Annotated in this window: 20 protein-coding genes; 18 read left to right on the top strand and 2 right to left on the bottom strand. The window is 64.1% G+C overall.

The window, feature by feature from the left end:
- Window positions 1-18 precede the first annotated feature (18 nt).
- The 3 genes from C6570_RS13405 to C6570_RS13400 are packed head-to-tail and all read left to right on the top strand — an operon-like array spanning window position 19 to window position 1,633.
- Complete coding sequence (locus tag C6570_RS13405) at window positions 19-543, top strand: phosphoribosyltransferase (RefSeq protein WP_106703663.1); 525 nt, start codon at window positions 19-21, stop codon at window positions 541-543.
- On the top strand, window positions 531-746 hold the full coding sequence (locus tag C6570_RS18590; RefSeq protein WP_211297603.1) for an ADP-ribosylglycohydrolase family protein: 216 nt from the start codon (window positions 531-533) through the stop codon (window positions 744-746). The genes C6570_RS13405 and C6570_RS18590 overlap by 13 nt, the downstream gene beginning before the upstream one ends.
- 11 nt (window positions 747-757) lie before the next feature.
- On the top strand, window positions 758-1,633 hold the full coding sequence (locus tag C6570_RS13400) for an ADP-ribosylglycohydrolase family protein (RefSeq protein ID WP_211297602.1): 876 nt from the start codon (window positions 758-760) through the stop codon (window positions 1,631-1,633).
- 47 nt (window positions 1,634-1,680) lie between these two features.
- Here C6570_RS13400 and C6570_RS13395 read toward each other — a convergent pair whose 3' ends face one another.
- Complete coding sequence (locus C6570_RS13395; RefSeq protein ID WP_106703662.1) at window positions 1,681-2,481, bottom strand: SAM-dependent methyltransferase; 801 nt, start codon at window positions 2,479-2,481, stop codon at window positions 1,681-1,683.
- Complete coding sequence (locus tag C6570_RS13390; RefSeq protein WP_106703661.1) at window positions 2,478-3,083, bottom strand: Maf family protein; 606 nt, start codon at window positions 3,081-3,083, stop codon at window positions 2,478-2,480. Before C6570_RS13390 ends, C6570_RS13395 begins: the two co-directional genes overlap by 4 nt.
- A 27-nt stretch (window positions 3,084-3,110) precedes the next feature.
- Between C6570_RS13390 and C6570_RS13385 the strand changes: the two genes are divergently transcribed.
- The 15 genes from C6570_RS13385 to lepB all read left to right on the top strand — a co-directional run bounded on the left by C6570_RS13385 (window position 3,111) and on the right by lepB (window position 17,694).
- Window positions 3,111-3,656 (top strand): YceD family protein, encoded by a 546-nt coding sequence (locus tag C6570_RS13385; RefSeq protein ID WP_106703660.1) that lies wholly within the window; start codon window positions 3,111-3,113, stop codon window positions 3,654-3,656.
- Between the two features lie 269 nt (window positions 3,657-3,925).
- Window positions 3,926-4,108, top strand: a complete 183-nt coding sequence (rpmF, locus tag C6570_RS13380) for a 50S ribosomal protein L32 (RefSeq protein ID WP_106703659.1) — start codon at window positions 3,926-3,928, stop codon at window positions 4,106-4,108.
- Window positions 4,109-4,316: 208 nt separating this feature from the next.
- A complete protein-coding gene (plsX, locus tag C6570_RS13375) occupies window positions 4,317-5,363 on the top strand; it encodes a phosphate acyltransferase PlsX (RefSeq protein ID WP_106703658.1) in 1,047 nt (348 codons plus the stop codon).
- Between the two features lie 53 nt (window positions 5,364-5,416).
- Window positions 5,417-6,397 (top strand): beta-ketoacyl-ACP synthase III, encoded by a 981-nt coding sequence (locus C6570_RS13370; RefSeq protein WP_106703657.1) that lies wholly within the window; start codon window positions 5,417-5,419, stop codon window positions 6,395-6,397.
- Between the two features lie 96 nt (window positions 6,398-6,493).
- The gene (fabD, locus tag C6570_RS13365; RefSeq protein ID WP_106703656.1) at window positions 6,494-7,453 is read left to right on the top strand and encodes an ACP S-malonyltransferase; all 960 of its coding nucleotides are present in this window, start codon (window positions 6,494-6,496) and stop codon (window positions 7,451-7,453) included.
- Window positions 7,454-7,477: 24 nt separating this feature from the next.
- Window positions 7,478-8,227, top strand: coding sequence for a 3-oxoacyl-ACP reductase FabG (gene fabG, locus C6570_RS13360; RefSeq protein WP_106703655.1), 750 nt, complete (start codon window positions 7,478-7,480; stop codon window positions 8,225-8,227).
- A 91-nt stretch (window positions 8,228-8,318) separates the two neighbouring features.
- Window positions 8,319-8,555 carry an acyl carrier protein gene (gene acpP / locus C6570_RS13355; RefSeq protein ID WP_106703654.1) on the top strand — a complete coding sequence of 79 codons (237 nt, stop codon included), beginning with the start codon at window positions 8,319-8,321 and terminating at the stop codon, window positions 8,553-8,555.
- 6 nt (window positions 8,556-8,561) lie between these two features.
- Window positions 8,562-9,806 carry a beta-ketoacyl-ACP synthase II gene (fabF, locus tag C6570_RS13350; protein ID WP_106703653.1) on the top strand — a complete coding sequence of 415 codons (1,245 nt, stop codon included), beginning with the start codon at window positions 8,562-8,564 and terminating at the stop codon, window positions 9,804-9,806.
- A 160-nt stretch (window positions 9,807-9,966) separates the two neighbouring features.
- Window positions 9,967-10,470 (top strand): hypothetical protein, encoded by a 504-nt coding sequence (locus tag C6570_RS18015; RefSeq protein WP_211297601.1) that lies wholly within the window; start codon window positions 9,967-9,969, stop codon window positions 10,468-10,470.
- Between the two features lie 35 nt (window positions 10,471-10,505).
- Window positions 10,506-11,138 (top strand): RNA polymerase sigma factor RpoE, encoded by a 633-nt coding sequence (gene rpoE / locus C6570_RS13340; RefSeq protein WP_106704698.1) that lies wholly within the window; start codon window positions 10,506-10,508, stop codon window positions 11,136-11,138.
- Between the two features lie 34 nt (window positions 11,139-11,172).
- On the top strand, window positions 11,173-11,844 hold the full coding sequence (locus C6570_RS13335; RefSeq protein ID WP_106704697.1) for a sigma-E factor negative regulatory protein: 672 nt from the start codon (window positions 11,173-11,175) through the stop codon (window positions 11,842-11,844).
- A 248-nt stretch (window positions 11,845-12,092) separates the two neighbouring features.
- The gene (locus tag C6570_RS13330) at window positions 12,093-12,944 is read left to right on the top strand and encodes a MucB/RseB C-terminal domain-containing protein (protein ID WP_245896195.1); all 852 of its coding nucleotides are present in this window, start codon (window positions 12,093-12,095) and stop codon (window positions 12,942-12,944) included.
- Window positions 12,945-13,009: 65 nt separating this feature from the next.
- The gene (locus tag C6570_RS13325; RefSeq protein ID WP_106703650.1) at window positions 13,010-14,491 is read left to right on the top strand and encodes a DegQ family serine endoprotease; all 1,482 of its coding nucleotides are present in this window, start codon (window positions 13,010-13,012) and stop codon (window positions 14,489-14,491) included.
- Between the two features lie 426 nt (window positions 14,492-14,917).
- On the top strand, window positions 14,918-16,726 hold the full coding sequence (gene lepA, locus C6570_RS13320) for a translation elongation factor 4 (protein ID WP_106703649.1): 1,809 nt from the start codon (window positions 14,918-14,920) through the stop codon (window positions 16,724-16,726).
- Window positions 16,726-17,694, top strand: a complete 969-nt coding sequence (gene lepB, locus C6570_RS13315) for a signal peptidase I (RefSeq protein WP_106703648.1) — start codon at window positions 16,726-16,728, stop codon at window positions 17,692-17,694. The genes lepA and lepB overlap by 1 nt, the downstream gene beginning before the upstream one ends.
- Window positions 17,695-17,718 lie beyond the last annotated feature (24 nt).

Raw genomic sequence — 17,718 nt, 5'->3', positions numbered from 1 at the left:
GATTGAGGAGCAAAGAGGATGCTGACCGAAGACGGAAAACACCTGTACGTAAGCTACGACGAGTACCACAGCCTGGTCGAAAAGCTGGCCATCAAGGTGCACCAATCCGGCTGGAAGTTCGACACCATCCTGTGCCTGGCACGCGGTGGCATGCGCCCCGGCGACATCCTGAGCCGCATCTTCAGCGTGCCCCTGGCCATCATGTCCACCAGCTCATACCGCGCCGAGGCCGGCACGCAGCAGGGCCACCTGGACATCGCCCACTACATCACCACGCCCAAGGGTCAGATCGCCGGCAAAGTGCTGCTGGTGGACGATTTGGCCGACACCGGCGTTACCCTGCAGGCGGTGGTGGACCGGTTGAGGAACAACTACCAGCCCATCACCGAGCTGCGCACCGCCGTGATCTGGACCAAGGGCTGCTCGGGCTTCAACGCCGACTATTCGGTGGAACACCTGCCCACCAACCCCTGGATTCACCAGCCCTTCGAGGCGTACGACACCCTGTCGCCCGAGAAGCTGCTGGAGAAGTGGAAGGTCTGAACCCGGGCGCGGGCGTGCCCAGCCGCGCCCGCAGTGACGCGGTTGTCGGCTGCCTGCTCGGCACGGCGGTGGGCGACGCCATCGGTTTGCCCCTGGAGGGCCTCAGCCCGCAACGCGCAGCGCGCCTGTATCCCCCGCCGCTGCGGCATCACCTGATCTTGGGGCGCGGAATGGTGTCGGGCGACACCGATCACGCTGCCTGACGGCGCGCGCTTTGCTGTTGGCGGGTGGTGACGCAGAGGCGTTTGACCGCACGCTGGCGTCCTCGCTGCGCTGGTGGTTGGCCGGTTTGCCTGCAGGCGTGGGCTTCGCCACGCTGAGGGCCATTCTGAAATCGTGCGTGGGCATGGGTCCAGAGCGCAGCGGCGTGGCATCGGCTGGCAACGGCCCGGCGATGCGCAGCGCGATCATCGGCGTCGTGTGGGGTCATGCGCCGGACGTAGTGGTCGAGTGGGTGCGCCGATCAACGCGCTTGACGCACACCGACCCCAAGGCCCTCCATGGTGCCGTCGCGGTGGCGCTGGCGGCTTACCAGGCGGCTTCGGCGCCAGTCACTTCGCCCAATGGCTACCTTGCGGCGCTGGCGCGGTTGCTGGGCGCAGGGGCGGACGAGTTCATGTCACTGGCGCATCGCGCGGCCGAATCGGCTGCACGCGGCGAACCGGTTGCGCGTTTCGTTGGGAGCATCGGCTCGCACCGTGGCGTTTCGGGCTACATGCTGCACACCGTGCCTTGTGTGTTGCAGGTCTACTGGCGCTTTCCTGACGACTACGCCGCGGGCATTGAGGAGATCGTGCGTGCTGGTGGCGACACCGATACGGCTGCAGCCATTCTGGGCGCCATCGTGGGTGCGCGCGTCGGCAAGCAGGGCATTCCGCGCGATTGGCTGCGCGGCGTGACCGAGTGGCCGCGCGGTATGCCGTGGATAGAGCGACTGGGCGCTGCGCTGGCGGCACGAGGGCAGGTCTCTCAGGGTGACGAGGCGCCTGCGTACCCTGGGTATTTCGTGCCCGGCGTGCCGCTGCGAAATCTGGCTTTTCTGCTGGTGGTGTTGGCGCACGGCTTCAGGCGGCTGACCCCACCCTATTAGCGTGCCCGCTGGGCCTGCAGTGCCGCGCAGGCCCAGCGGCGCTGGATTCACGCCCCCAACGCAAACACCGCAGGCTGATCCCAAGCCGCTGCGTCAGCCGGCGCCTTGGCCAGCACGTCGCGCCATTGCTTGGCTGGCATGCTGCGCACCTGCGGGGCTGGCAAGGTGAGGCCGCTGGCCACGGCCAGCCGTGTGCCGGGTTGCAGTTGCTGCGCCAGCGCCTGCAGCAGTGCCGCATTGCGATAGGGCGTCTCGATGAACAGTTGCGTCTGCCCTGTGCGCAGGGCCAGCTTTTCCAGCTCTTGAATGCGCTGCTGGCGCGCCGCGCCTTCGCGTGGCAGATATCCAACAAAGGCAAAGTGCTGCCCGTTCAGCCCGCTGGCCGCCAGTGCCAGCATCAGCGACACCGGGCCGCTGAGCGGCACCACGGTCAACCCCAACTCATGCGCGGCGCGCACCAGCGAACTGCCGGGGTCGGCGATGGCGGGCATGCCAGCTTCGCTGATCAGGCCCACGTCGCGCCCTTGCAGCGCAGGGGCGAGCAGGGCGCGCGCATCCACCCGGGCGGCACCGGCAGCGCCGTGGTCGCCCTTTTTGTGCGCCTCGCGGGGCAATTCTGTGATTTGCTGTTCCTGCACAGACGTGGCCAGGGGGCACACGTCGGCCACGCGCTTCAGAAAGGCGCGGGTGGATTTGGCGTTTTCGCTCACCCAGCAATCCAGCGCGGCCACCGCCTGAATGGTGGCCAGCGGCAGCACCGCGTCCAGCGGCGAAAAGCTGTCACAGCCATGGTCCAGCGGCGTGGGCACCAGAAGCAGGCGCCCGGTGGGCTTGGCGGGTACGGTCATGGCAGCGTCAGCCCAGCGTTGCGCAGCAGGCGCGCGGTGCGGATCAGGGGCAGGCCGATCAAGGCCGTGGGGTCGTCGCTGTCGATGGCGTCCAGCAAGGCGATGCCCAGGCCTTCGCTCTTGGCCGATCCGGCGCAGTCGTAGGGTTGCTCGGCACGCAGATAGCGTTCGATCTCGTCGTCGTTCAGGTCGCGAAAGCGCACGTTCACCGGCGCCATATCGGCCTGCTCAAAGCCCGTGGCCAAGCAGACGACCGCCAGCGCGGTATGAAACACCACGGTTTGGCCGCGCATCTGGCGCAGCTGTTCGGTGGCGCGCTCGTGCGTGCCCGGCTTGCCCAGTGGCTGGCCGTGCAGATCAGCCACTTGGTCGGAGCCGATGACCAGCGCATTCGGGAAGCGCGCCGCCACGTCGCGCGCCTTGGCCAGCGCCAGGCGTTCGGCCAGTGCGCGCGGCGCTTCGCCGGGCTGCGGCGTTTCGTCCACTTGCGGCGCGGCCACCTCAAAGGGCAGGTTCAGGCGGGTCAGCAAGTCGCGGCGGTAGCGGGATGTGGAGCCCAGGATCAGCGGGCGCACGGCGGATTGAGCGGCAGAAGCGGTCATGGCGGAGGATTCTCTTACACTGGCGCGATGAGCAAGACTTTCAATGCGCGGCACCTGAACGTCGCCGCATTCACCCAGGCCAAAACGGCCATCAGCGGCGAGGAATTGCTGCAAAATTATGAGCGCCTTGCGCAGGAGCTGCAAGCGCCAGCGCCCGATTTGACCTTGAAATGGCAGGCGACTGGCGAATCGCGCACCGCCGTGGACGGCAGTGTGCGCCCAGCCATCCATCTGCAGGTGCAGGCCAACGTGCCGCTGACCTGCCAGCGCTGCATGGAGGCGGTGCACACGCCCATCGACGTGGACCGCCATTTCATCTTCGTGCCCGACGAGGCGACGGCTGCGGCGATGGACGACGATTCCGAAGACGACGTGCTGGAAATGTCGACCGACTTCAACCTGCTGGGACTGATCGAGGACGAAGTGCTGATGGCCCTGCCGCTCGTGCCGCGCCACGATGTTTGCCCCACTGGTGTCGCCCAGAGCGCGCAGACGGACGATTTCAACGACGTGGCCGAGGAAAAACCCAACCCCTTTGCCGCGCTGGCGGCGCTCCAGAGCCAAAAACCATAGCAAAAGAGCGCTGCGTGGTGCCCTGAAGTTGGCGCACGCGGGGGTTTGCAGGCTATAATCGTGAGCTTCGCTGAATTGGCTTGGGTTGCTGCTGCTTTGGGCGCGCTTGAGTCAGGCGGTTTGTCTGTGGCTCTTTTGCTTCACCTTTGAGGTGTGGCGATGGGTCTTCAGTCAAGCGACGGCGGCCCCGCCGATGTGCGGGCATCCACCCATTTACTGCAGGTCGGCGTGCTTTTGGCGCGCAGTCAGGCCATTTTCAAGGAGCCATCATGGCTGTTCAACAAAACAAAAAGTCGCCCTCCAAGCGCGGCATGCACCGTTCGCACAACGCCCTGAGCACCCCCGGCATCGCCGTGGAGCCCACCACCGGCGAAACGCACCTGCGCCACCACATCAGCCCGAACGGTTTCTACCGCGGTCGTCAGGTTATCAAGCCCAAGACCGAAGCCTGATTGGCTGCCGGCCAGTCGTTGGTCGGCTTGTGCGCCGCAGCCGCGGTGTGACAAGCTGGGTTCTAACGAGTGCAGGCCAGGCCGCTACACTCAACGGCCCGTTGCTGCGCTAGCGTAGCCCCGGGCTTTTGTCGTTTCTAACGGCAAATCGATTTTTTTTGCGTACGGCCGGCCGGCGTTTCTGGCCCGGCACTTCGATGGGACTTGCATGATCGTTCTGGCAGTCGACTGCATGGGCGGAGACCACGGCCCCAAGGTAACCTTGCAGGCCTGTCGCCAGTTTCTGGATCGCCATCCTGACACGCAGATTCTGCTGGTGGGCCAGCCGTACGCGTTGTCGGGCTTCCAGCACGATCGCGCACGCATTGTCCCGGCCGCCGAAGTCGTCACGATGGACGATTCCGTCGAGGTGGCGCTTCGCCGCAAGAAGGATTCATCCACGCGCGTCGCCGTCCAGCAGGTCAAGAGCGGCGAGGCGCAGGTGGCCGTTTCTGCCGGGAACACCGGCGCGCTGATGGCCATTTCCCGCTACCTGCTCAAGACCATCGATGGGATCGAGCGCCCCGCCATCGCCACCCAGCTGCCCAACGTCAAGGGCCGAGCCACGACGGTGCTGGATTTAGGCGCCAACGTGGACTGCACGGCAGAGCACCTGCTCCAGTTTGCCGTCATGGGCTCGGCGCTGGTCTCTGTGTTGAACGACGACCCGGCGCCCACTGTGGGCCTGCTCAACATCGGCGAAGAGGTGATCAAGGGCAGCGACGAGATCAAGCGCGCAGGCGAATTGCTGCGGTCTGCGGCCAAGGCAGGTGACCTGAACTTCGTCGGCAACGTGGAAGGCAACGACATCTTCAAGGGCACGGCCGACATCGTGGTGTGCGACGGCTTTGTGGGCAATGTCGCGCTCAAGACCACCGAGGGCTTGGCGTCGATGATCATGCAGTTCCTGCGTGAAGAATTTACGCGCAACATCGGCACGAAACTGGCTGCCATCGTCTCGTATCCGGTGCTATCCGCGCTCAAAAAACGTTTGGATCACCGGCGCTACAACGGCGCGGCGCTTCTGGGCCTGCGCGGGCTTGTGTTCAAAAGCCACGGTTCGGCCGATGCGCTGGCTTTCGAAGAGGCGCTGGTGCGGGCGTATGATGCGGCACGGCACCAGTTGCTTGAGCGCGTTCAGGCGCGCATTGCGCACGCAGCGCCTTTGCTGGCTGAAAGCGCCGCCGCCGTGCCGACACCCCACGCCGACGCCTGAGCTTGAAGGCATATCCGCCGACGGCCGCCAACCCCTTTTTCTTATCCGCTGACATGAGCAGACGCTATTCCCGCATTGCCGGTACCGGCAGCTACCTGCCGCCACGCCGCGTCAGCAACGACGAGCTGGTGCAGGAACTGGCCGCGCGCGGCATCGAGACGTCCGATCAGTGGATCGTCGAGCGCACCGGCATCCGCGCCCGCCATTTGGCCAGCCCCGATATGGCCGCCAGCGACCTGGCCGTGCCTGCCGCGCGCGCCGCGATGGAAGCGGCCGGTGTCCAACCGGGCGACATCGATCTGATCGTGGTGGCCACGTCCACCCCGGACATGGTGTTTCCGTCCACCGCCGCCATCGTGCAGCACAAGCTGGGCATGGCAGGATGCCCCGTGTTTGATCTTCAAGCCGTGTGCAGCGGCTTTGTGTATGCGTTGACCGTGGCCGACGCGATGATTGCCAACGGAACCGCCAAAAGGGCGCTGGTGATCGGCGCCGAGGTTTTCAGCCGCATCCTGAACTGGAACGACCGCGGCACCTGCGTGCTGTTTGGCGACGGCGCTGGCGCCGTGGTGCTTGAAGCGGCGGATGAGCCCGGCATCCTGGCCAGCGATCTGCATGCCGATGGCAAGTACGTCGACATCCTGTGCGTGCCCGGCCATGTGTCGGGTGGCCAGGTGGTGGGCGAGCCGCTGCTGCGCATGGACGGCCAGGCCGTGTTCAAGCTGGCCGTGGGCGTGCTCGACAAAGCGGCCCGCGCCGTGCTGGCCAAGGCTGGCAAGCAAGAGACTGATATTGACTGGCTGATTCCGCACCAAGCCAACATCCGTATCATGCAAGGCACGGCCAAGAAGCTTCACCTGCCGCTGGAGAAAGTCATCGTCACCGTGCACGAACACGGCAACACCTCGGCCGCGTCCATTCCGCTGGCGCTGGATCACGGCGTGCGCAGCGGCCAGATTCAGCGCGGGCAGACCCTGCTGCTCGAAGGCGTTGGCGGCGGGTTTACCTGGGGCGCGGTGCTGCTCACTTTCTGACAGGGCGCGCAATCGGCGCCCAAGGCAGCGCTCAAGCGCGTTGGCCTTGGCTGGCTCTTATCGACTTCCCACGTTCACCTACCTATCAGTTCGGTCATGAAACCCGTTGCTTTTGTTTTCCCCGGCCAGGGGTCCCAGTCGGTTGGCATGCTCGACGCCTGGGGCGACAACCCCGCCGTGCGCACCACGCTTCAAGAAGCCTCCGACGCGCTGGGTGAAGATCTGGCGGCGCTGATTCATGACGGCCCCAAGGAAGCCCTGGCGCTGACCACCAACACGCAGCCAGTGATGCTGGTCGCGGGCGTGGCCTGCTGGCGTGCGTGGCGGGCCGACGGTGGCGAGCTGCCGGGGGCGGTCGCTGGCCACTCGCTGGGCGAGTATTCGGCCCTGGTCGCCGCTGAGGCGCTCACGCTGGCCGACGCGGTGCGCTTGGTGCGCCTGCGCGCGGCCGCCATGCAAGAGGCGGTGCCGGTCGGTGCCGGTGCCATGGCTGCCATTTTGGGTATGGATGCTGCAAAAGTGATAGCTGGCTGCGCTGATGTGACGGGCGCCATGGGCCAAAATGGCACTGAAGTGGTCGAGGCGGTGAATTTCAACGACCCGGTACAGACCGTGATCGCCGGCACCAAGGCGGCGGTCGACAAAGCCTGTGAAGTGCTCAAGGGCATGGGCGCCAAGCGCGCGTTGCCACTGCCCGTGTCGGCGCCGTTCCACTCCAGCCTGATGAAGCCGGCGGCCGAGCGCCTGAAGGTCGCGCTGGCCGGTGTGGCGTTGGCCGAGCCCAAGATCCCCGTGGTCAACAACATCGACGTGGCGATCGAGTCCAACCCTGACCGCATTCGCGATGCGCTGTACCGCCAGGCCTTTGGCCCCGTGCGCTGGGTGGAATGCATCCAGAAGATCAAGGCCATGGGGCTGCATACCGTGGTCGAATGCGGCCCCGGCAAGGTGCTCGCGGGCATGACCAAGCGCATCGATGCCGAATTGACCGGTTTGCCGATGTACGATCCGGCAACGCTGGCCGAGGCCAGGGCCGCTGTCAGTCAGACGGCCTGAGGCGCAGCAGGAGAACTAGCAGATATGTCAGACAACGCGATGAACGGCCAAGTGGCCCTGGTCACCGGTGCCTCGCGCGGCATTGGCGCTGCCATTGCGCAGGAACTGGCCGCACGCGGCATGACCGTGATCGGCACGGCCACATCCGACGCCGGCGCCGAGAAAATCAGCGCCGCCTTGGCTGGCCATGGCGCCAGCCGCGGTGCCAAGCTGGACGTGAACGACGCTGCAGCGGCCGAGGCGCTGGTCGAGGAAATCGCCAAGACGCACGGCGCGCTGCACGTGTTGGTCAACAACGCCGGCATCACCCGCGACACGCTGGCCATGCGCATGAAGGACGACGACTGGGATGCGGTGCTGGACACCAACCTCAAGGCCGTGTTCCGCATGGCCCGCGCCGTCATGCGCCCGATGATGAAGCAGCGCTATGGCCGCATCGTCAACATCACCAGCGTGGTGGGTGCTTCGGGCAACCCGGGTCAGGCCAACTACGCCGCGGCCAAGGCCGGTGTGGCGGGCATGACCCGCGCCTTGGCGCGCGAACTGGGCAGCCGATCCATTACAGTCAACTGCGTTGCGCCGGGCTTCATTGCGACCGACATGACGGCAGCTCTGTCGGACGACCAACAGAAATCCCTGACGGCCCAGATCCCTCTGGGCCGCCTCGGTGAGCCAGCGGACATCGCGCACGCGGTGGCCTATTTGGCTAGTCCGCAAGCCGCTTACGTGACGGGGCAGGAACTGCACGTCAACGGCGGCATGTACATGGCTTGACTGCCACCTCACCGCCCGTGTCTGCGCTGCGACAAATAGCGCTGTAAGCACGGGTAAAATCCCTGTTTTCCATAACCCTTAGAGGGAATCCATGAGCGATATCGAAGCACGTGTCAAGAAAATCATCGCCGAACAACTCGGCGTGGAAGAGTCTCAAGTAACGAACGAAAAAGCCTTCGTGGCCGATCTGGGTGCAGACTCGCTGGACACGGTGGAGCTGGTGATGGCGCTGGAGGACGAGTTCGGTATCGAGATCCCGGACGAGGACGCAGAAAAAATCACCACGGTGCAAGCCGCCATCGACTACGCCAACAGCAAGAAGGCCTGATCGCGAATGACCCGGCGCCGTGTTGTTGTTACTGGTTTAGGTTGCGTCAGCCCCGTTGGCAACACGGTGGCAGAGAACTGGGCCAATGTACTGGCCGGACGTTCGGGCATAGACACCATAACGCGCTTCGATGCCAGCGCCTTCGCCTGCCGTATTGCGGGTGAGGTGCGCGGGCTCGATCTTTCGCCGTTCATATCGACGAAAGAGTTGCGCACCATGGATACATTCATCCATTACGGCATCGTGGCCGCCGCACAGGCGGTGCAGGACGCCGGTCTGCCTTTGGGCGACGCACTGGGTGAAGAGCTGGCCGAGAGAATCGGCTGCGTGATCGGCTCCGGCATTGGCGGTCTGCCCATGATCGAAGAGACGCACGGTGAATGGATGTCGCGCGGTGCGCGCCGCATCTCTCCATTTTTTGTTCCGGCCTCCATCGTCAACATGGTGGCCGGGCACGTATCGATGAAGTTCGGCTTCAAGGGGCCCAACCTGTCGATCGCCACCGCCTGCACCACCGGGCTGCACTGCATCGGTGAAGCCGGCCGTCTGATCGAGTACGGCGATGCCGACGTCATGCTGGCGGGCGGCGCCGAGGCCACCGTCTGCCCGTTGGGCATTGGCGGCTTTGCAGCGATGCGGGCGCTCTCCACGCGCAACGACGATCCCAAGGCCGCTTCGCGCCCCTGGGACTCAGAGCGCGATGGCTTCGTCCTTGGCGAAGGCGCGGGCGTGCTGGTCCTGGAAGAGTACGAGCACGCCAAGAAGCGCGGCGCCACCATCTACGCCGAGTTGGTCGGTTTTGGTATGAGCGCCGACGCAGGCCACATGACCGCGCCCAACCTGGATGGCCCCCGCCGCGCCATGCAGGGTGCGCTGCGCAACGCGGGCCTGAACCCCGATGCGATTGGTTACGTGAACGCGCACGGCACCTCGACGCCGTTGGGCGACCTGAACGAAACCAACGCCATCAAGGCGGCGTTGGGCGACCACGCCAGCTCGGTTGTGGTCAGCTCCACCAAGTCGATGACCGGCCATTTGCTGGGCGGCGCTGGCGGCGTGGAAAGCGTCTACACCGTGCTGGCCCTGCGCGACCAGAAAGTGCCACCCACTATCAACATGGGCACGCCGGGCGAGGGCTGCGACTTGGACTATTGCGCCAACACCGCGCGCGACCTGAGTTTTGACTACGCGCTGAAGAACAACTACGGATTCGGCGGCACCAACGGTGCGCTGGTGTTCAAGCGCGTTTGATCACGCTTTGCACATTCCGCATTCCACGGCCGCTCAGCGGCCGTTTGTTTTGCGCCGCGGATTTCATTCACCCTGAGCTTTTGCCGAGTGGCTTTGGGCGCTGTCTGCCAAACCCGTTGCGGGGCCGTCGATCTTCGGCGTGTGTTCACGCAGGCTTGAGATGTTGAACGCGCCCCCCGTGCATTACCCGGTAGGTCGAGCGGCATCGCTCGGGTGGCTGTTGACTGCGCTTTGGCTGGTCGCCGCCGCACCGGGTGTCTGGATGCTTTTTGTGGCGCTGGCGCAGGTGGGTAGTGCGCGAGCAGCTATTGTTTCAGTAGCGTTCTGCAGCTTTCTTTGGCTTATGGCCGGGCTGGGCCTGCTGGAGTTCTGGCGCCGCCAAGCTCCGCGCCGCCTGCACTGGGACGGTGAATGCTGGCGGCTGGGCGTTGGCCAGACATTGCCCGATGCGATCAGCGCACTCGCACCCGGTACGCCCGCTGTGCGGCTGGATCTGCAGCGCTGCCTGTTGATTCGCTGGCAAGCGCCCGGCAGCCAGGCGCGTTGGCTTTGGGCGGATGCCTTGGCCGACCCCCAGCACTGGCATTTGTTGCGCTGTGCGCTATATTCAAAAGCACGCGGTCAGGGCGCTGAGCCCGCGGCCGCACCCACCTTGCGCGCCTGACCACCGGGCGCGTCGTTGTTTTCCCCTTGGTATTTGTGTCCAGCCCTTCCGCCGCCCCCCCCGCAGCTTCCGACAGCGACGCCCAGTTGGTTGAGCGCGCCGCCGCAGGCGACCACCGCGCGTATGAGCTGCTGGTCATCAAGTACCAGCGCCGGATCGAGCGGCTGATCGGCCGCATGGTGCGCGACGTCGACCTCGTGCCGGACATTGCGCAGGAAACCTTCATCCGCGCCTGGCGCGCGCTGCACCAGTTTCGCGGCGACGCGCAGTTCTATACCTGGCTGTACCGCATTGCGGTCAATACGGCCAAGAAATCGCTGCTGGAGCTCAAGCGCAATCCGGTCGTCATTGAGGCGGCGCTGCAATCCGGCGACGACGACGATGAAACTTCCCGGCGCGATAACGAACTAACAGCCGAATCCACGCCGGAATCGGAGTTGGCGGCCCGCGAAATTGCCGCCGCTGTGAACGCCGCGATGGAAGCGCTGCCAGAGGATTTGCGCCAAGCGGTCACGCTGCGCGAAATCGAAGGCATGAGTTACGAAGAGATTGCCGAGGCCATGGACTGCCCCATCGGAACGGTGCGGTCACGCATATTCCGGGCCCGTGAGGCGATCTCGGCAAGGGTCAAGCCGCTGCTGAGCCACCAAACGGGCAAGCGCTGGTGAAGATGAGATCGTTAGTCAAAAAACGGTGATCGTGATGGAAACGCAGATCAAAGTTGAATGGAGCCGCGAGCGGCTTTCCGCCTTCATGGACGGCCAGGACGCCGATGGCGACATCGCCAGCGTCTTCGGCGTAGCGAACCAGGCCGAAGATAGCCGCGAATGCTGGCAGATGTACCACCTGATTGGTGATGTGCTGCGCGCGCCCGATCTGGCCCGATATGGGCGCGATGGCAGTTTGGCTGAGCGCGTCAGTGCGGCCATAGCCGCTGATGTCGCAAGCCAGCCGAAGGCGCCCGTGGTGGTGGTGCCGCTGCCGCAGGTCGAGCAAGACCGCACCTACGTCGAGCGCCCGGCCGCCAACGACGGTGTGTTCCGCTGGAAGATGGTGGCGGGTTTCGCTTCTTTTGCCGCCGTGGCCGCCGTGGGGTGGGGCATTGTTTCGGGCGCCGGCTCGCAACTGGGTGCTGGCCCGCAGCTGGCCCAGAACCAATCGCCCACGCAGGTTCAAAGCCAGGTGCTGGCCGTGGCCGCGCCGGTGCAGACTGGCGCCAGCGCGAACGACGGCGACGGCAGCGCGCCGGTCATGCTGCGCGATGCGCGGTTGGATGAGCTTCTGGCAGCGCACCATCAGGCTGCAGGCATGTCGGGGATGGGCGGTGCGTCGGGCTTTTTGCGCAACGCCACATTCGAAGGGCACGCGCGTTGATCGGCGCGGGCGTCATCACTGGCGTTCGTCCTGTGAGCAGCTCTGTGTCGTTGCCGTCTGCTTCGCACGGGTGGGTGCAACGGCTGCGCGGCGTTGCCGTGGCGTGCTGCGCGGGCGGTCTCGTCAGTTTCGCGCTGGCTCAATCAGCGCCAGTGTCCGGCGATGCGCCAGCGCCCATGGGGCCGCCAGAGCGCAGCGTTGCGGAGTGGCTGGTGCGTCTGCAGCAGGCTGCACGCGTTCCCTCGTTCATGGGGACGTTCGTGGTGACATCGGCGACGGGCGCGATGTCCAGCGCGCGAATCTGGCACGTTTGTGAAGGCAGCACGCAGGTTGAGCGGGTAGAGGCCTTGTCGGGCGTGCCGCGCACCATCTTGCGCCGCAACCAGTCGGTGATGACCTTCTACCCCCAGACGCGCGTGGCGATCACCGACCAACGCGAGTCGGGCGGTGGTTTTCCCAACTTGCTCGTTTCGTCTCGTTCGGCGTCGGTGGTCGACCACTACGCGGCCAAGGAACTGGGCCAGAGCAGGGTGGCGGGGTTCGACGCCGATGTGGTGATGTTCAAACCGCGTGACGACTTGCGCTACGGCTATCGAATCTGGAGCGAGCGCAATACGGGTCTTGTTCTGAAGACCCAGACGCTGGACGGCAATGGCCGCGTGCTCGAGCAGTCGGCCTTTTCTGAGTTGCAGCTCAACACGCCTTTGCAGGCGACCAAGCTCAGTCGCATGATGGACCGCACTGAGGGCTACGCAGTGCAGAAGCCCGCGCGCGTGGCCACCACGCCTGCTGCGGAAGGGTGGGCCATGTCGGGCGAGGTTCCCGGCTACCACTCGCTGAGCTGTTACCGCCACGCCACCGAGAAAAACGCCGCCATGGTGCAGTGGCTCTTTTCGGATGGCTTGGCTACGGTGTCGCTCTTCCTGGAGCCCTTCGATCCGCGACGCCACGCCAGTGAAGGCGTGGCCGCCATGGGTGCCACACACACGCTGACCAAGCGGCTGCCAGACGCGAATGGCGCCTGGTGGGTGACAGCGGTGGGAGAGGTGCCCCCGGCAGCACTCAAGGCGCTGGTCTCCCGCCTAGAACGAAAACCCTGACAAGCACGGTGCCGCAGAGCATGCTGGGCGCGATTGACCCCCCTAGTTTTTGATCCTGATCGACCATGAACCTCCAACTCAAGAAAGCGGGCGTCTCCGCTCTGTTCGTGCCGCTGATGGTTATCGGCGCGAGTGTTCTGCCGCCCGCGGTGGCCGCCCAGACCGGAAACGCCGCCGCGGTGCGCGGCCTGCCCGATTTCACGGATCTCGTGGATCAGGTCGGGCCCTCGGTGGTCAACATCCGAACCATGGAGCGCGTGCGCTCCGGCGGCTCAGCCGGCGCGGGCGATGAAGAGATGCAGGAGTTCTTCCGGCGCTTCTTCGGCATGCCCATGCCCAACGCGCCGCGCCAAAGCCCCCGGCCCAACCGGCCTGCGCCGCAGACCGAGCAAGAGGTGCCGCGCGGCGTGGGTTCGGGTTTCATCCTTTCCGCCGATGGCTTTGTCATGACCAATGCGCATGTGGTGGATGGCGCTGACGAGGTACTGGTCACCCTGCCAGACAAGCGCGAGTTCAAGGCCCGCATCGTTGGCGCGGATAAACGCACCGACGTGGCCGTGGTCAAGATTGACGCCACCGGTCTGCCCGCCGTGCGGATTGGCGATGTCAACAAGCTCCGCGTGGGTGAATGGGTCATGGCCATCGGTTCGCCGTTCGGGTTGGAAAACAGCGTCACGGCCGGCATCGTGAGCGCGAAGCAGCGCGATACGGGCGATTACCTGCCCTTCATCCAGACCGATGTGGCGGTCAATCCCGGCAATTCGGGCGGCCCGCTGATCAACATGCGAGGCGAGGTGGTGGGCATCAACAGCCAGATCTATTCGCGTTCGGGCGGCTTCATGGGGATCTCGTTCGCTATTCCCATCGACGAGGCCATGCGCGTGAGCGAGCAGCTGCGCACCAGCGGCCGCGTGACACGCGGGCGGGTAGGCGTACAAATCGACCAGGTCACGAAGGACGTGGCCGAGTCGATCGGGCTTGGAAAGGCGCAGGGCGCCTTGGTGCGCAACGTGGAGCCGGGCTCACCTGCCGAGAAGGCAGGCGTGGAGGCCGGGGACATCATCACCCGCTTTGAAGGGCGGCCGGTCGAGAAGGCGTCGGATTTGCCGCGCTTGGTGGGCAACACGAAACCGGGCACCAAGAGCACGATCACCGTGTTCCGGCGCGGGCAAAGTCGTGACCTCAGCATCACGATTGCCGAGCTGGAGGTCGATCAAGCCGCCAAACGCCCGGCGAGTCGCAGCAGCGAGGCGCCGAAAGCGCAAGCATCGGTGCAGGCCCTGGGCGTGACAGTGACGGAGCTGACGGACGCCCAGAAGCGAGAACTGAAGGTCAAGCGAGGCGTGCGCGTCGAATCGGTCGCGGATGCGGCCGCGCGCTCGGGCCTGCGCGAGGGCGACGTCATCCTTTCGGTAGGGAACGTCGAGATCCGCAATCCGCGTGAGTTTGAAGCGGCGGTGGCGAAGGTGGATCGGTCCAAGCCCGTGAACATGCTGATTCAGCGTGGCGAGCTGGTTCAGTTCGTTCTGGTGCGACCAAGCCGGTGAGCCTTGCAATGGAATGACGGAATTTCGCTAATTTCTATCAAGATAAAAATAACGTTAGCGAAAAACTCAAATTCGAACTAGGTAGAATGCCGGCTTGATTTTTGTTCTCATCGGCATATCGAGCGGTTGTCACGCAGCGGATGTGCACAGGCGGCGTGACGTGTTGGCAGCCCATAGCGCCTCCATCTGCTCCTGCTTTCGTGCTGCTTTAAGGCTGTTGATAAGCTGTTTATATCATTTCGTTGTGACCCTGCAACGGGTGCGCGATGCAGGTGGTGGCCACTAACGCCCAACTGTTTTTACCTACAATGGTGAACCAACTATCGCAGTTGCCATAGATTGTTGGTTCGGGGCGCGTCACATCACTGGCGCGCCCCTTTTTCATGCGCTCAGCCCAATAACTCAATCACTTGCTGACTCTCGTTGATGGATCACATCAGAAATTTTTCAATCATCGCGCACATCGATCATGGCAAGTCGACGCTGGCTGACCGCCTGATCTCTCGCTGCGGTGGCCTCAGCGATCGTGAGATGAGCGAGCAGGTGCTCGACTCGATGGACATCGAAAAAGAGCGGGGGATAACCATCAAGGCCCAGACTGCCGCCCTGCTATACAAGGCGCGCGATGGCAAGACCTACAACCTCAATTTGATCGACACGCCCGGCCACGTCGACTTCAGCTACGAAGTGAGCCGCTCCTTGTCGGCCTGTGAAGGCGCGCTGCTCGTCGTCGATGCGTCGCAAGGTGTGGAAGCGCAGACCGTGGCCAATTGCTACACCGCGCTTGAGCTGGGTGTGGAGGTGCTGCCGGTGCTGAACAAGATGGATTTGCCGCAGGCAGATCCGGAGAACGCCAAGGCCGAGGTGGAAGACGTGATCGGCATTGATGCCAGTGAAGCGATCGCCATCTCTGCCAAAACCGGCATGGGCATCGACGATGTGCTGGAGCAGATCGTTGCCAAGGTGCCGGCACCACGTGGCAAGAGTGATGCGCCGCTGCGCGCGATGATCATCGACAGTTGGTTCGACGCGTACGTGGGCGTCGTCATGTTGGTGCGCGTGGTCGACGGGCACTTGTTGAAGGGCGAGCGCTTCAAGATGATGGCCACGGGCGCGGCGTACGAAGCCAACAGCCTGGGCGTCTTCACACCGGCGCAGGTGTCGCGCGACAGCTTGGAAGCCGGTGAGGTGGGCTACATCATCGCCGGTATCAAAGAGCTGAAAGTCGCCAAGGTCGGCGACACCATCACGCTCGAAAAAAAGCTGCCCAACAACCTTGGCCCGGCCGAGCAGGCGCTGCCCGGCTTCAAGGAAATCCAGCCGCAGGTGTTTGCGGGGCTCTACCCCACCGAAGCCAACCAATACGACGCACTGCGCGATTCACTGGAGAAGCTGCAGCTCAACGACGCCAGCCTGCATTTCGAACCTGAGGTGTCGCAAGCACTGGGCTTTGGCTTTCGCTGCGGCTTTCTGGGCTTGTTGCACATGGAAATCGTGCAGGAGCGGCTAGAGCGCGAATTCGACCAAGACCTGATCACCACTGCGCCCAGCGTGGTGTATGAGGTCGAGAAAGCCGACGGGGAGGTGATCCAGGTCGAAAACCCCTCGAAGATGCCCGATCAGGCCAGGATCCAGGAGATCCGCGAGCCCATCGTCACCGTGCACCTGTACATGCCGCAGGACTATGTCGGCCCCGTCATGACGCTGGCCAACCAGAAGCGTGGCGTGCAGCTGAACATGGCCTACCACGGCCGTCAGGTCATGCTGACGTACGAGCTGCCGCTCGGCGAGATCGTGCTCGACTTCTTTGACAAGCTGAAATCCGTCAGCCGTGGCTACGCGTCGATGGATTACGAGTTCAAGGAGTACCGGCCTTCTGATGTGGTGAAGGTCGACATCCTCTTGAACGGAGAGAAGGTCGACGCGCTGTCGATCATTGTGCACCGCAGCCAGTCGCAGTACCGCGGCCGCGCGGTGGCGGCCAAGATGCGGGAGATCATCAGCCGGCAGCAGTTCGATGTGGCCATCCAGGCCGCCATCGGCGCGAACGTGATCGCGCGCGAGAACATCAAGGCCTTGCGCAAGAACGTGCTGGCAAAATGCTACGGCGGTGACATCACGCGCAAACGCAAACTATTGGAAAAGCAGAAGGCGGGTAAGAAACGCATGAAACAGATCGGCTCTGTCGAAGTGCCGCAAGAAGCGTTTCTGGCCATTCTGCAGGTGGAAGACTGATGCCTATTTTGACGGCCCTCGTGCTGGCGGCTTTTGCTGGCTACGGCGCAGCGTGGTATTTCGGAGCGGTCGAGGGCAACTTCGCCTTGCTGCTTTTCGTCGCGACGGCGGTGACTGGCCTCTACTGGCTGGCAGACCGCTTCTACTTTCTTCCCAGACGCCGTGCCGCCGCCGCCGCGCTCGAGGCCAACCAGGCGCAGCGTCGCGCTGAACTGGCCGCGCGCGGCATTTCGCAGGTCGACGAGCAGGATATCGCCCCGGCCCGCGAGCGGATTCTGGCGCAGCCCTGGTGGCTGGACTGGACGGCAGGGCTCTTTCCGGTGATCGCCATCGTTTTCATGCTGCGCTCGTTCGTGTTTGAGCCGTTCAAGATTCCCTCGGGCTCCATGATTCCTACGCTGCTGGTGGGCGACCTGATTCTGGTGAACAAATTCACCTATGGCTTGAAGGTGCCGGTGCTCAACACCCGGATCACGCAGGGCAACCCATTGCAGCGCGGCGATGTCGTCGTGTTTCGCTATCCGCCGAAGCCCAGCGTGGATTACATCAAGCGCGTCGTCGGTTTGCCGGGCGACGAGGTGTCTTATCTGAACAAGCGCTTGACGATCAATGGCCAGCCCATCGCCACCACGCAGGATTCGGATTTCTTTGACGAATCCGTGATGGAGTACTTCCCTCAGTTCAGCGAGCAGCTGGGTGAGAAAAATCACCGATTCATCGTGGATCCACGCCGCCCCGCGTTCGTGTCGGGCGCCGACGAATTCAGCCGCCGCGACAATTGCCGCTACAGCGTTCAGGGTGTTACATGCAAGGTGCCTGAGGGCCAATACTTCATGATGGGCGACAACCGCGACAACTCGCTCGATTCGCGCTACTGGGGTTTTGTGCCCGACGCCAATATCGTCGGCAAGGCCTTTTTCGTGTGGATGAACTTTGGCGACCTGAAGCGCATTGGCGGCTTCAACTGAGTAGCGATTTTGGAGATGGAGGGA

It is taken from the genome of Ottowia oryzae, assembly GCF_003008535.1.
GTDB lineage: Bacteria > Pseudomonadota > Gammaproteobacteria > Burkholderiales > Burkholderiaceae_C > Ottowia > Ottowia oryzae.
Note: the sequence above shows the minus strand (reverse complement) of the source record. Positions and strands in the feature narration are given on the sequence as shown.

What these genes read in the sequence shown, in the direction of transcription:
- C6570_RS13405 (WP_106703663.1), top strand. Translation starts at nt 19, where the DNA reads ATGCTGACCGAAGACGGAAAACACCTGTACGTAAGCTACGACGAGTAC.
- C6570_RS13395 (WP_106703662.1), bottom strand. Translation starts at nt 2,481, where the DNA reads ATGACCGTACCCGCCAAGCCCACCGGGCGCCTGCTTCTGGTGCCCACG.
- C6570_RS13390 (WP_106703661.1), bottom strand. Translation starts at nt 3,083, where the DNA reads ATGACCGCTTCTGCCGCTCAATCCGCCGTGCGCCCGCTGATCCTGGGC.
- C6570_RS13385 (WP_106703660.1), top strand. Translation starts at nt 3,111, where the DNA reads ATGAGCAAGACTTTCAATGCGCGGCACCTGAACGTCGCCGCATTCACC.
- rpmF (WP_106703659.1), top strand. Translation starts at nt 3,926, where the DNA reads ATGGCTGTTCAACAAAACAAAAAGTCGCCCTCCAAGCGCGGCATGCAC.
- plsX (WP_106703658.1), top strand. Translation starts at nt 4,317, where the DNA reads ATGATCGTTCTGGCAGTCGACTGCATGGGCGGAGACCACGGCCCCAAG.
- C6570_RS13370 (WP_106703657.1), top strand. Translation starts at nt 5,417, where the DNA reads ATGAGCAGACGCTATTCCCGCATTGCCGGTACCGGCAGCTACCTGCCG.
- fabD (WP_106703656.1), top strand. Translation starts at nt 6,494, where the DNA reads ATGAAACCCGTTGCTTTTGTTTTCCCCGGCCAGGGGTCCCAGTCGGTT.
- fabG (WP_106703655.1), top strand. Translation starts at nt 7,478, where the DNA reads ATGTCAGACAACGCGATGAACGGCCAAGTGGCCCTGGTCACCGGTGCC.
- acpP (WP_106703654.1), top strand. Translation starts at nt 8,319, where the DNA reads ATGAGCGATATCGAAGCACGTGTCAAGAAAATCATCGCCGAACAACTC.
- fabF (WP_106703653.1), top strand. Translation starts at nt 8,562, where the DNA reads ATGACCCGGCGCCGTGTTGTTGTTACTGGTTTAGGTTGCGTCAGCCCC.
- C6570_RS18015 (WP_211297601.1), top strand. Translation starts at nt 9,967, where the DNA reads ATGTTGAACGCGCCCCCCGTGCATTACCCGGTAGGTCGAGCGGCATCG.
- C6570_RS13335 (WP_106704697.1), top strand. Translation starts at nt 11,173, where the DNA reads ATGGAAACGCAGATCAAAGTTGAATGGAGCCGCGAGCGGCTTTCCGCC.
- C6570_RS13330 (WP_245896195.1), top strand. Translation starts at nt 12,093, where the DNA reads ATGGGGACGTTCGTGGTGACATCGGCGACGGGCGCGATGTCCAGCGCG.
- C6570_RS13325 (WP_106703650.1), top strand. Translation starts at nt 13,010, where the DNA reads ATGAACCTCCAACTCAAGAAAGCGGGCGTCTCCGCTCTGTTCGTGCCG.
- lepA (WP_106703649.1), top strand. Translation starts at nt 14,918, where the DNA reads ATGGATCACATCAGAAATTTTTCAATCATCGCGCACATCGATCATGGC.
- lepB (WP_106703648.1), top strand. Translation starts at nt 16,726, where the DNA reads ATGCCTATTTTGACGGCCCTCGTGCTGGCGGCTTTTGCTGGCTACGGC.